Origin of the sequence: Sodalis praecaptivus (assembly GCF_000517425.1) — a bacterium.
GTDB lineage: Bacteria > Pseudomonadota > Gammaproteobacteria > Enterobacterales > Enterobacteriaceae > Sodalis_A > Sodalis_A praecaptivus.
Genome location: NZ_CP006569.1, coordinates 610986 through 624163 on the forward strand (window position 1 = coordinate 610986; position 13178 = coordinate 624163).

General features: G+C 57.7%; 12 protein-coding genes. 7 read left to right on the forward strand and 5 right to left on the reverse strand.

What is annotated here, in order from left to right; all coding sequences use genetic code 11:
- Window positions 1-21: 21 nt before the first annotated feature.
- From SANT_RS02795 to SANT_RS02810, 4 genes are all read right to left on the reverse strand, one after another.
- Window positions 22-1164, reverse strand: a complete 1143-nt coding sequence (locus SANT_RS02795; RefSeq protein WP_025420780.1) for a glycoside hydrolase family 88/105 protein — start codon at window positions 1162-1164, stop codon at window positions 22-24.
- 17 nt (window positions 1165-1181) lie between these two features.
- Window positions 1182-2768, reverse strand: a complete 1587-nt coding sequence (locus SANT_RS02800) for an MFS transporter (protein ID WP_025420781.1) — start codon at window positions 2766-2768, stop codon at window positions 1182-1184.
- A gap of 336 nt (window positions 2769-3104) precedes the next feature.
- Window positions 3105-3491, reverse strand: coding sequence for an MAPEG family protein (locus SANT_RS02805; protein WP_025420782.1), 387 nt, complete (start codon window positions 3489-3491; stop codon window positions 3105-3107).
- 103 nt (window positions 3492-3594) lie between these two features.
- Window positions 3595-4539: a 2-hydroxyacid dehydrogenase gene (locus tag SANT_RS02810; RefSeq protein WP_025420783.1), complete on the reverse strand. Its 945-nt coding sequence runs from the start codon at window positions 4537-4539 to the stop codon at window positions 3595-3597.
- 377 nt (window positions 4540-4916) lie between these two features.
- Between SANT_RS02810 and SANT_RS02815 the strand changes: the two genes are divergently transcribed.
- Window positions 4917-5342, forward strand: a complete 426-nt coding sequence (locus tag SANT_RS02815; RefSeq protein ID WP_025420784.1) for a CopD family protein — start codon at window positions 4917-4919, stop codon at window positions 5340-5342.
- Window positions 5343-5417: 75 nt separating this feature from the next.
- On the opposite strand, the gene SANT_RS02820 is transcribed toward SANT_RS02815, so the two are convergent.
- Entirely contained in the window at window positions 5418-6275 is an 858-nt protein-coding gene (locus SANT_RS02820) for an SDR family oxidoreductase (RefSeq protein WP_025420785.1), read from the reverse strand.
- A gap of 124 nt (window positions 6276-6399) precedes the next feature.
- Here SANT_RS02820 and SANT_RS02825 point away from each other — a divergent pair, with 124 nt between their 5' ends.
- From SANT_RS02825 to darE, 6 genes are all read left to right on the forward strand, one after another.
- Entirely contained in the window at window positions 6400-6768 is a 369-nt protein-coding gene (locus SANT_RS02825) for a winged helix-turn-helix transcriptional regulator (RefSeq protein WP_398459993.1), read from the forward strand.
- 380 nt (window positions 6769-7148) lie between these two features.
- A complete protein-coding gene (locus SANT_RS02830) occupies window positions 7149-7334 on the forward strand; it encodes a hypothetical protein (protein WP_025420787.1) in 186 nt (61 codons plus the stop codon).
- A gap of 152 nt (window positions 7335-7486) precedes the next feature.
- On the forward strand, window positions 7487-9850 hold the full coding sequence (gene darB / locus SANT_RS02835) for a darobactin export ABC transporter permease subunit (RefSeq protein ID WP_025420788.1): 2364 nt from the start codon (window positions 7487-7489) through the stop codon (window positions 9848-9850).
- Between the two features lie 9 nt (window positions 9851-9859).
- A complete protein-coding gene (darC, locus tag SANT_RS02840; protein ID WP_025420789.1) occupies window positions 9860-11119 on the forward strand; it encodes a darobactin export ABC transporter periplasmic adaptor subunit in 1260 nt (419 codons plus the stop codon).
- Window position 11120: 1 nt separating this feature from the next.
- On the forward strand, window positions 11121-11780 hold the full coding sequence (locus SANT_RS02845) for an ATP-binding cassette domain-containing protein (protein ID WP_025420790.1): 660 nt from the start codon (window positions 11121-11123) through the stop codon (window positions 11778-11780).
- A 22-nt stretch (window positions 11781-11802) separates the two neighbouring features.
- Window positions 11803-13119 carry a darobactin maturation radical SAM/SPASM protein DarE gene (darE, locus tag SANT_RS02850; RefSeq protein ID WP_025420791.1) on the forward strand — a complete coding sequence of 439 codons (1317 nt, stop codon included), beginning with the start codon at window positions 11803-11805 and terminating at the stop codon, window positions 13117-13119.
- The last annotated feature ends 59 nt before the right edge of the window (window positions 13120-13178 follow it).

Consider the following 13178-nt stretch of genomic DNA (forward strand, 5'->3'; position numbering starts at 1 on the left):
CCTTCCCTGGCGCAGCGCAGGCTATAGGTACACGCGCAGATACTCGCCCAGGCAGAGGATCGCCATCGCCTGGCCGTAGGGCATGGAGGTCAGGGGAATTTGACGATAATAATCCAGTTCGGCGCCCATCGCGGTGCCGAACGACACCTGCGTCAACTCGCCGCGGTCATTGATCCTTTCAATCACGCCGCGCACCGCTTTTTCCGCCACCGGCTGCCAGCGAGCATCCAGATAGCGCTTACGGATCCCCTTCAAAATACCGTAAGCGAAACCCGCGGTGGCGGAACTTTCCAAGTAGGAGTCGGGATCGTCTAGCAGCGTGTGCCATAAGCCGCTGTCGTCCTGGCAGGCGGCCAGAGCGCTGACCTGGCTTTGCAGCACCTGCAACAGAAAACGCCGGGTGGCGTCATGGGCAGGGAGATCCAGCAGTTCAATGAATTCGGGGATCACCACCGTCAGCCAGCTGTTGCCCCGCGCCCAGCGCGCGTTGGCGAAATTATGGTTGCCGTCAAAACTCCAGCCGTGGAACCATAAGCCGGTTTGCCTATCCATCAGATATTGCACATGCAGCAGAAACTGGTAAGTAGCCTCTTCGACGAATTCGGGGCGGTGCAGCAACTTGCCGATTTTTGCCAGCGGCAGCACGGTCATCATCAGCGTATCGTCCCACATCTGCTGGTGATTTTCGTTATTGTAGACGATATGCTGCATGCCCTGCTTTTCGGTGCGCGGCATGTCATACATGGCCCACTCCGCCCAGCGTTCCAGGTAGGGACGCCAGGCCGGATTGCCGGTCTCTTCATAGCGATAGGCCAGGGTGAGAAACGGACAAACGGTATTGACGTTTTTGGTCGGCGTGCCCTGCGCCAATTGTTGGGTGAACCAATCATCGATAATGGCGCGCATACGGTCGTCGCCCGTTTGCTGGTAATACTGATAAATGCCGTACAAACCGACGCCGTGGGTCCATTCCCAGCCGGCGGCCCAGCCTTTGGTATCAATCACCCGCCCATCGTCCAGCCGCAGCAGAAATTCGCCGCGCTCATCGGTAATATTTACCAGGTTATCGGTCACTTTCTCAATCAGCGCCTTTAAACGTTCGCGCGAAAGGAGGTATTCCGGCTGCCGCAGCAGGGCACTGTGCTTTACGCTGAAAATCGTCATTATCTTTTCCTGCCAGTTTATCGTTTCTCTGAATCCGGGGTGTGCAGGGGAACAAAAGCGCTTTCGTTTACCGGCGCCTGCTTATGCCGGTTGAGATAGCCGATATTGTTATTCCCCCACAAATACTCATATTTCATGCCCGCCAGCATCTCGACGATGGCTTTATTCTCCGGCGTAATGTGTTCCGGTACCAAACGGTTGGCGTCGCGCATTTTGCGCGTCTCCGCCGCCAGCACGCCGTGTGTTTCCAGGTTGAGTTTAAAGCGTAACGAGATGAAAAAGCCGATGGCCAGCACGATGAGGGTACCGACGCTTAGGATCGCCATGATGGTATGGGCCACTTCCGGCGCCTGCTGGCTTTGTCCTGAAACGAAGCCGGACAATTGCAGCACGATACCGACCAGCATCACCGCGCCGGCCTGAGAGGCCTTGCGGGTCAGGGTCATGATACCGGCGAAAATGCCTTCGCGGCGTTGGGCGGTGATAGTCTCATCCACATCGGCGATGTAGGTATAGATATTCCAGGGCACATAGTTGATGCCGCCGCGTCCCAGACCGGCTATCGCCGACACCAGCAGCAGCAGCGCATAGATATCGCTTAAGCCGGCATACCACAGGACGGAATAGGCGATAACGCTCAGACCGAACAGCGAGACCACCAAGCGATAGGAGGGCGCGGGCCCGAACCGGATGCACAGCGGGATCATACCGATCACGGCGACAAATTGCAGAATCGCCATGACTCCCAGCAGGTTGGAGGCGACGGTAGCGCTTTGCATCAGCACGAATACCACGTAATAGGTAAACACCGCGTTGAACACGTCCTGCGCGATATAACCGCCGAGGTAGAGCCCCAGATGCTGGCGGAAGATACGAATACGCAGCGTGGAGGTCAACTCGACATGCAGCCGCTTAAGGCTTTGTTTTAACGTAAGCTGCTGTTTATCTCTTTCCTGCTGCCGCACCGCTTCCGATTTCAGCTCTTCCGGCCGCTCCCAGGTAAACAGATAAACCAGCGTCAAGACCAGGGCGCAAAGAATGGCGAACACCAGGCTGGCATAGAAAAAGGAGATGGCGTTATCTTTGCCGAAATGGGACAACAAAATACCCGGCAAAAACGCGGCCAGGATAGCGGAAAGTTGCGCCAGGGCAATGCGCGCGCCGGAGAATTTGGTTTTCTGCTTGAAGTCGTCCGTCATCTCTGGCACCAGCGTTTCATAAGGCACCAGAATCATGGTGTACACCACATCGAACAGCAAATAGGTGAGCAGGTAATACCAGAACCCCATATCCCCGACCCACATGAAGGTGTAGCTAAATACGCAGGGGATCCCCAGCAGAATAAAAAATTTGCGCCGGCCAAAGCGCTTGCCCAGCCAGGTGTTGCCGAAGTTATCGGTCAGATACCCCATCAATGGGCTAACGACGGCGTCCAGCACGCGGGCGGTGGCGAAAATAAAGGTCGCCTCGATAGGCGTCAGACCGCAAAAGGTGGTGTAAAAATAGAGCAGCCAGGCGGCGGTTAACGCGGTGGTGCCGGCTCCCAGAAAGTCACCTGAGCCATAGGCCAGGTAATTGGGTAAACCTATCGTGCGTGTTTTCATGATCGTTATGCCCCTGATGACAGCATTGGGTGGATCTGAGGGTATTCGCCGATAATGCGATACCTCAAAGTAGCGCCGGGGGGGAGGGCAAACCTTCTCGTTATTGCCATAGTTGCACAGGATGTGGCAAACAGATAAAGAGAAGGGCGATCAACGTCAAAAATATAAAAAAAGGGTTTTTTAAAAAAGAAACAGCGGTTCAAAAATTAGGGGGCGACCCTTTTAAGCAGGCGGCTGCGAAGGGATGAGGCCGCGAGCGCCAAGAAAGGCAGGCGTCGCGGCTGCGGTAGAACGGCCTGGGCCGTTAGCGGCAAAACTAAGGGGCGAGCGTCGCGGCTAGAATAACTGCCAGCCGATCATCAACGTGCCGATAAGGCCCGCCAAATAGGCCAGGGACCGGATAACCGTAACCCCGAACAGGTAACATAGCGCATGAACGACGCGCGCGCCTAAAAACAGCAGCGCGCCGGCGACGGTCAACGCGTTGGTTACCGCCAGGTGTTGCGCCGCCAGCACCACGATGGCGAAGGGCAGCAAATTCTCCAGCAGATTTTGATGCGCCCGCAGCCCGCGCGCGGCGGCCCCCGTGGGCGGCGCAACCGTTTCGCGGTTGCCCATCGTGCCTTTAACGCCCACTTGACGCTGGTATAAAAAGGAGTAAACCAGGGGCAGCAGCAGACAAAGCAACGCAGCAAGTAACAGCGCCAGCATTTCGGTACTCATCGGACTCTCCTTCAACGGCCAGCCCTAAGTATTGTCGCTTGTCGGCCAAACCGCCGCTATAGGGACGCAACATCTTGTTTATGGTTGCGCGCGGCACCGCCATTCAGGCCAAATACCATAGAGGTTCACCCTGTTGCAAACGCCGAAGATTATCGCATACCGCCTGAATATTACCGGCAGCGGAAATGTCGGTAACGCCGCCGATATGCGGCGTGGCAATCACATTCTGTTGAAAAAGACTATCCGCCGGATCCGGCGGCTCCTGCCAAAACACATCCAGGCCGGCGCCTGCCAGTTGACCGCTGATGAGCGCCTGTTCCAGCGCGTGCTTTTCCACTAAACCGCCGCGACCGACGTTAATGAGAAAGCTGCCGGGTTTGCAGTACGACAGGCTTTGCGCATTGATAAGATGGTGGGTTTGCGCCGTATCCGGCAGGCTCAGCACGACAAAATCCGCCTGCCCTAGCAGCGTGGGGAGCTCCGCTAGCGTGCCGAGCCAGTCTAGCTGATAGCGTGCGGCAAACGCCTCATCTACGGTGCGCTTAATGCCGATTATACGCATGCCGAACGCCGCTAGCCGCCGGGCCAACGCTTTACCGATACCGCCCAATCCGACGAGCCCGACGGTTTTGCCCATCAGACCCTGCCCGATGGGACGGCCTAACTGGCGCAGATGCAGCTGTCGCGGAATGTCGGCGGCGTTGCGCGCCAGACCCAGCATCAGATAAATCGCCAGCTCGGCAACGGAGTCAGCATTGCCGGAACTCGCCGAGGGGACGTTAGCCACCGAGATACCGCGCGCCCGGGCGGCGGCGATATCCACCCCTTCCAGTCCGGCGCCCACTTGCTGAATCAGTTTCAACCGATCGGCGCTTTGCAGCAGCGCGGCATCCACCGGCGTCATCGTGGGGATAATGGCATCGAAATTGGCAAGGGAAAGGGTACGGAAATCGCTGGCGGCAACGAATTCCATCTCGGGCAGCGCCTGGCAAAAGCGGGCATATATCCCACCCCAGGCATCTTCTGGCGCGGCGAACAGGACTCTCATCACGCGTTCCTCGGCTATATGATTATTCTGCTAACTATAAGGGTGGTGTGGTGACGGATGCAATCTTCCCGCGCCGCGCTTCAGTGTGTCGCCGTTGGGCGGGGCGGTATCAACATAAGGCGACCGGTCGGAGGCGCCGAGAATTCCCTGCCGGCGGTGGGCGTTATCGCCTTGCCGGCGGACGGCGCTGCCGCTAGAATGAGCCCGCCGGCGGCCGGATAACCCTGTAAAGTTCATTGTTACTTCCTGCTGGCGCAGGCGCAGCAGAGCGGATCCCGCCCGGCACCTCGACCCCGCCGGGCGCTTTAACATGTAAGCCCAGTTAAACGGCGCGAAGCCGGACCGGCCGTCTGTCAGAGACCGGCGAAGGAGAAAAAATGACACTGTTTATGTTTTTGAAATCGCTGCATTTCGTCGGCATGACGCTGTGGATCGGCGGTATGTGTATGTTGGGGGTAGTGATGAACGCCTGGCGCCGCGCGCCGGACGGTGCCGGGCTCATAGCCCTTATCAATGCCGTGCAGCGCTGGAATCAACGTGTGGTACTGCCGGCGATGATCCTGACCTGGCTCACCGGCATCGGCATGACCTTGATGGGCAGTTGGCCGCCTTCGGCCTCGCTGCTGGTAAAGGGGCTATTTGTGCTAATGTTATCGGCGCTGCACGGTATGCAGTCCGGCGCGCTGCGTCGCGGGCTGGCGCAGAACCGCCTAGCGGCGCCGCGGCTGCTGAATTACGCCTGCGGTTTCACCGTGCTGGCGCTGGTGGTCAGCGTGGTGCTGATCGTGGTGCGGCCGTTCTGAACGGCCGCCTACGTCGAGGGCCCTCACCAGGGAGGGCGGTCACCCCGGCCGCCTGAGGATGACTGCCCCGTGCCGTTAGCCTTTAGCAAGCGCGCGTGCGACAAGGGTCGTCAACGGCGTGGTGGAACGGCCTATCAGTCGGCTCAATTGCCGACCGTCATCGAATAAGCCGCCGCGCGCGGCACCGCTTTCCGAATCCGCCAGCATTGCCGCCAACGGCGCCGGCAGACCCGCCTGCTCCAGCAATGCCTGATAGTCCGCCTGCGGCAGATTGACATAGTTCACTTCCTGGCCCGACTGCCGGCTTATTTCCGCCGCCAGTTCGGCGAGCGTCCAGGCGCTGTCCCCCGCGAGTTCGTAAATTTTCCCCGCCTGCCCGTCGCGGGTTAGCGCTTCAGCGGCGGCGGCGGCGTAGTCGGCGCGCGCCGCCGCGGCGATACGGCCGTCCCCCGCGGTGCCGGTCACCGCATGGTGCGCCAGCGCGGCGGGTATGCCGACGGCATAATTTTCGTTATACCAACCGTTGCGCAGCAGCACGACAGGCAGACCCGATTCCGCCAGCAGCGCTTCGGTAGCGCGGTGCTCCTCGCTGAGGCCCAGCGGACTGGTGTCCGCATGCAAAAGGCTGGTATAGGCCAGCAAATCGACCCCGGCCCGTTTGGCGGCATCAATAACCGCCGCATGCTGCGCGACGCGGCGGCCGACTTCGCTTGAGGAGATCAGCAGGAGTTTCTCTACGCCGCTAAGCGCGGCGATAAGTGTGTCAGGCTTACCATAATCCGCCTGCCGTATTTGCACGCCCCGTTGAGCCAAATCGGCGGCTTTCGCCGGCGAGCGCACAAGGGCAATGATCTGCGCGGCGGGCATTTTTTTGAGCAGTTCATCGATAACCAAACGGCCAAGCTGGCCGGTAGCGCCGGTAATAGCGATCATCATTATCTTCCTTTTCAGGTGAAAAAAAACAGCATATCGCTTATGCTAACGAAAAGTAAGTACATACAAAAAGGTAAGTATGATGACCGAAATCCACACGCCAAGCGGCGTACTGGCAACGCGTATGCAGCGGGGGGATGTCCTTGACCCCAACTGCCCCTCCCGGACGGTATTGAAACATTTAACCAGCCGCTGGGGAGTGTTAGTACTGCTCGCGCTGGGGCAGGAGACGCTCCGTTTTAGTCAACTGCGGCGCAAAGTCGGCGGCGTCAGCGAAAAGATGCTGGCGCAGACCTTGGGGCTGCTGGAAGAGGATGGCTTGGTCGTGCGCCGCTCACTGCCGGTGGTGCCGCCGCACGTGGAATATCGATTAAGCGAGCCGGGGCGCGAGGTTAGCCTCAAGGTCGCGGCCTTGACGGATTGGATTGAGGATCACCTGCCGTCCATTCTGTTGGCGCGCGCGCTGCATAAACCGCAAGCGGGAGCCGATTGATGGCTAAGGAGGGTCGGCGCGAGGTCGGCGGTGCGCGTCTGCGACATGCCCGTCGCGCGCGCCGATGATAGCAGCGCTATTTCTGCAAGGCCACTCCTCGGTTCGCCTGTTAATCATCGAATGTCAATACCATTAATATATCAATGAATTCAAAATTAATGGTTTGTTTTAATATGATTAATAACTGCGTTAATCTGGCGTTAATATGATATTTCTTAAGGCTGTAACGTAGCAACCTTAAACTAAGGTTCAATCATTGTGTTAAAAAGGCGCGCGCGATTGACGGTTTTTAATTTTTTATCAAGAATAAATGGCGCTAAAGTTGTTAGTAAGAATGGCATCCATCATCCTTATTTACTCAATCGTACGTGGAGGTCGATATGGAGAGTTTTGCGCCCATTGCCCCCGTTGGCGGGGAACCCTCAAGGTTGCAACGGCGGCTGATGGCCTTTTCGGCGGTATTTGACCCGCCGGGGCTGGCCGTCAACGATGAGGTTTTACATGCGCTGGAGCAGCGGGCCGGTCAACGGCAATACCTTGCCTGGAACTGGTCATTTCGTTTTTAAATTGTGCCTAACGGCAACGCGTTAATTCAAACGAAAATATGCCAGCCGGTATCGGTGTGATTTCCGATTCGGCTGCTTTGGTAGGTCGGTTAATAATGGGCTGCCGGTGTGTTTCGCTATATTGACTTCGGCTTTTCTGACCGGAAACGAAAATGATAATGAAAGAATATCTTGACGATATCAAAATAAGCCCGGTCAGTGCGTTATTGGCGGTGGTTATTACCGCTTTTGGTTTTGTCTGCGCCTTTTTAGTCCTGCTGCTGTTTTTGCAGGACCAGCGTACAGATCGTTTCAGTGCCGAGTACGACCGACTGTATCGTATCGAAACCCGCTTTACGGTTCCCGGTGGTGACGTTATCCGCTCCGCCCGCGTCCCGCTGCCGCTGGCGGATGTGCTGCAACGTGCGCCGCAGGTGGAAGCCGTCGGTTTCGCCTACCGTTTCTTCAGCGATATTCAGACTGCGGAGCGCAGGGTTCCCCGGGTGGAACTTTTTGCCGTCAGCCCCGAGTTTCTCGGTCTGATAAACCCTTTTCAGCAGGCAATCACCCCGCCGCGGGAAAATGAAATTTATATCACTCCCGAATTCAATCGACGGTATCTGGGGTTTGAGACGCCGGTAGGCAAAGCCGTCCAATTGGCGGGGAAGGGGATGTTTATCATTAAAGGGGTGGTCCAGCCGCAGCCCGCGTCCAGCCTGGTGATGCAGGCGATGGTTGCCTTTTCGCCGTCGCTGATGGAGGCGTATTACGCCAGACGAGGGGACTGGTATAGCACCCAGGTTTATACCTTTGCCAGGATGCAAACCCGCGCGCCGCCCGATGATGGCCTGCTGCGGGAGATCGTGCGGCGCCATGCGCCCCCACTGCCCGGTGCGCCCTTTACGCCATCACAGTTTATTCACTTGAGCGCCCGCCCGATCGACGCCATGCACTATGATGGCGGCTACGCCGATGAGATAGCGACGGTGATTTCCCGCCCGCTGCTGTATACCCTTTACGGGGCCGGTGCGTTTGTCCTGGTGACCACCCTTATTAACTTCTTCAATCTCAATGGTATTCTTCACGCGGCCAAGCGGAAGGGGCTGTATATAAGGCGCGCCCTGGGCGCTGCGGATAGCCAATTGCTGCGTGATTCGCTGGCCTCCCTGCTGCCGCAGTTGCTGAGCATCGTTATAGTATCGGCACTGTTGCTGCTGTGGCTGACGGCGGCCTCGCAGCAGGTCGCCGCATTGCTATTGACGCAGCCCTGGACGGCCATTGCGGCGGCTTTCGGCCTGGTGACCGTTGTTCTCGTCGCCATCGTACTGTGTTCCCATTTGTCCTATTTTTTCCTGTTCGTGCTGTGCCGCGGCGGCGCCGTCAATCGCTATGAAACGGTGGTCGCCTGGTATACCAACCGCGCCACGCTGATGCTGCAGCTGTTTGTCTCGGGAGTCATCATCGCCGCCTGGGCCGGGGTGGTGGCGCAGTATCACTATGTCCGCACGGCGGATTTTGGCTATCGCGTCAATGGACTGCTGACTTTCGAGCTGAACGAGGCTGTGGCGGCCACAGGCGCCCTAACGCGGCTTAAGGAGGCGCTGAGAAGGGAAGTCGGCAGCGGTGACATTGCCCTCAGCAGTTGGCGCCCCTTTGACATGTCGCGCAGCAGCCTGACCGTGCGCCACGGCCGCCAGCAGCGCCAACAGGCGTTTACCGCCACTGCGGCCCTGTACGCCAATTGCCATTTTGCCGACGTTTGGGGACTAGAGACACTGGGCGGCAGTGGCGCTCTGACGGCCAGCCAGGCGCCGGACGTGCTGCACGTTATCGCGACCCGCGCGTTTGCGCGGCAGATGGGCTTTGCCACCTGGGATGAAGTCCTCAGCGCGCCCTTTTATGCCGAAATTGACGACAAACCTTTCACCCTGCGCGTACAGCGCGTCGTGGATGACTTTTATTTGGGCGATCTTGGCGCCGAGCCGCAGCCGCTATTGCTTTTCATTACCGACGATCGGCAGCAGTATGGCGCGTTGCGCGTGGACAACGAGGACCAGATGAGACGGGCCAAGCAGGTGCTGGCAAAGCAAATGCTTTCTCCCGACGGCATGCAGACCGTGGCGGAGCTGCACGCGGCGCATTTCCATGACGGACGCCTGATGCAGCATATCATCAGGCTGGTGGCGCTGCTCAGCCTGTCGCTGATGCTGCTAAGCGCCGTGATTATCGGCCAGTCTGAGTCGAGACGCTTGGCGAAAACATTGGCAATTATGGAGGCGCTGGGGGGATCGACCTATACCGGTTTTGTCTATTTCTTAAAGCAAAATGGGGTGCCGCTGGCATTATCGCTGGCGGCAGCCGGCGTAGCGGGATGGGCGCTGCTGAATCGCTGGCTGGCGCAGTACGAACGGGTGACGAGTCTGTGCTATGTCTGGGCGTTCGCCGCGCTGTTGGCGCTGGCGCTTGGCGTGGTGGCGGTCATGTCGCTCACGCTTGTGGCGGATGGTGCGCGGCATCGACGGCACGGTTTCGGCTAAGGGGCGCTGATGGATATCAAAATCGACAAACCGGGCGGCATACATCGGCGGGCACGTTGGATTACCGCCGGCGCCGTGCTGGTGTTTCTGCTGATTCTGGGCCTGCTGTATTGGCTTATGTCGCGGGAAGGCGCGCTGACGGTTCCCCGCCGTGAGGTAACCTTTCATACCGTCCAGCGGCAGCCCTATACCGATATGCTGGTGGTACGCGCTATCGCGATCCCCAATGAAAGCGTGATCCTCTCCTCTGAACGCGGCGGCAAGGTGGTGGAGATCTGCAAATCCTCCTCCGATCCGGTGAAAAAGAATGACGTGATAGCCCGGCTGGCTAATTACGATTTTGTTCTGGATGTCACGTCGCGTATCGCCAGCGCAACTGAACAAATCAACAATTTGCGCAATATGCGTATGCTGCTGGAACGCAACACCCGCGATACCAAGGTGGATCTGCAAAAGTCCTATTACAACGTATTGAAAATTACCCGTAACATCGAGCGCAGCCGGCAGCTGCATGAAAAATCAGCTATTGCCCGCGCAACCTATGAAGATCTGCTCGATGAGTTGCAGCACTGGAAAACCAACTACGCCATATTTGAACAGCACAGCAAGGCTCAGGACAAAATGCTGCCGGTGCAGATTCACGAGATTGATGAATCTATTCGTCAACTGGACAATCTGGTTGGCCTCATCAAGGGCGGGCTGGATCAGTTAGTGCTGACTTCGCCTATTGACGGCATTTTATCGTCCTCGCTGGACATCAAACCGGGTCAGCAGATAAAGCCCGGCGAAAAAGTGGCGGTGATCGACAATCTGGCCGCTTATCACTTCGAGGCCGAGTTCAGCGAATATTATCTGGATAAGATCCGCCGCGGCATGAAGGTGATGGCGCATAGCGGCGATGCGGATATCCCACTGGTCATCGATTCCGTTTCTCCCATGGTGGATAACGGTAAATTCAAAGCCAAGCTGGTGTTGTTACAGCCGCTGCAGCGGTTTCTCAAGCGCGGTCAGTCCGTGGAGGTGCGGCTCGCGCTGGCCGCTGCGGACGAGGCGCTGCTGGTGCCATCGCGGGCGATTTTCTACCAACAGGGTCAGGCCAGGCTGTTCGTGAGCGATGCGCAACGGCGGCGCGCCGTTAAGACGGCGGTAACGATCAAGCCGACGGGCGGGGCACAAACCGCGGTTATCAGTGGCCTGCAGGAGGGGCAGCAGGTGGTTGCTTTCGCCAACAACCAGTACCAAAAAAACAACCTTATTGAGTTTAAGTGACATGATTTGCATTGAAAACGCTGAAAAATTTTTTTTGACGCGGACCATCAAAACCTTGGCGTTGAATACGTTGAGCCTATCGGTGGCGGCCGGCGAGTTTGTCGCGGTCATGGGGCCATCGGGATCAGGGAAAACGACCCTGTTGAACGTTATTGGTCTGTTTGAATCGCTGAATGCGGGGCGTCTGGTGCTGGCGGGACATGATGCCGCCGGTCTCGGTAACGCGCAGAAAGTGACGCTGCGTCGACAGTTGATAGGGTATGTCTTTCAATCGTTTAACCTTATTAGTCCGCTAACGGTGGAAGAAAACGTCGCGCTGCCGTTGAAATATCGCAGCGTGCCGGCGGCGGAGCGGCGGCAACGGGTCGCCGCCGCGCTGGCATCTCTCGGACTGCAAAACCGCGCTCAGCACTACCCCGCTCAGCTTTCCGGGGGGCAGCAACAGCGGGTGGCCATCGCCCGCGCCATGATTTCCCGACCTCCGCTGATTCTGGCGGATGAGCCCACCGGCAATCTGGACAGTAAAACCAGCCGCGACGTGCTTGTGCTGCTGCGCGAAATCCATCGGCAGGGTACCACGGTTATCATGGTGACCCATTCCGATGACGCAGCGGGCTACGCCAGCCGTGTTCTCATGATGAGGGACGGCTATATCGACTGACCGACAATAAGGAAGGCCCATCATGAATGGAATCATACCGGTAAAGGATATTACCCAGGCCTCGTTGGATCCCCCGTTCGCCAAAATGGCGTCAAACCACTATCGCGATCTCGCGGCTTATATGATCGGGCGGCTACCGGCAGAACAACTGCTAACGCGCGATGAAAGGGCCCTCTACCAACGCGAGCGGCAAATTTCACCGTGCGCAAAGCCGCTAGGCTGCGGTAAATTGGTAGTGGTGTTGAAGGCCACCCGATGCTGTAATTTACGCTGTACTTACTGCCATTCTTGGGCCGAAGGGCCGGAACAAACCATGTCGTTTGCCGTGTTGACCAGGGCGCTGCGGCGGATCCTGACGCTGCCGGACATCCATCGATTTGAATTCGTCTGGCACGGCGGCGAGGTGACCATGCTAAGACCCGATTTTTTCAAGAAATTGATTTGGCTGCAGGAGCAGTTCCGCAAGCCGGGGGATGTCATCACCAATTCCATGCAGTCCAATGCGGTAAGCCTCTCGCCCGCCTGGCTGCAATTTCTTGAAGCCATCGGCATGAGCGTCGGCATCAGCCTGGACGGCGTGCCGGCGATTAACGACACGCGCCGGCTGGATAAACGCGGTCGCGGCACCGCTGCGCGCGTGGCCGAAACCATCGGTAGACTGCGCGAACGCGGGATCCCCTATGGCGCGCTCATCGTCGTGGACCGCCAGCTATACCATAGCGACATGCGCGCTATGCTGGAATATTTTCGCCAAATAGCGCTGACCAATATCGAATTCCTCAATATCGTGCCCGATAATCGCCTGACGCCAAACGGTGACCCGGGAGAGGGGTATATTACTTATCGGCAATTCATCGCGTTTTTGAGCAAGATGTTTTTATTATGGTGGCAAAACTATCGCACGGTGATTGCCATTCCGATGTTTGAGGATTTTATCCGGGTGCTGAGCCATCCGACCGCCCGGCTTTCCGCGTGCTATTGGAGCGGCGATTGCGCGCGCGAGGTCATTACGCTTGAGCCAAACGGCACCGTCACGCCATGCGATAAATATGTCGGGATGAAAAATAATAATTATGGTTCATTGATCGATAATGATTTAGCGACGCTGTTGGACAGCGCCGCCCATTACCGTCGGGCGGCCAGAGAAGCGAGGCATGCCCGTCAGGCAATGAAACATTGCCAATGGTTTACGATGTGTCGCGGCGGCTGTCCGCACGATCGTCTGATCAACCGACGTCATGCGCCGGATCATGAGGAAAACTGCTGTGGCACGGGCGTACTGATTGAGACCATCAATCAGTGTCTAACAAAAGCGACCATGACAACGCATAGCCGGTAGCCTGGAGCGCCTTGGCCCGCGACGAGGCGTTGTAAGCCCGCACGGGGCGCCTTTGCCCG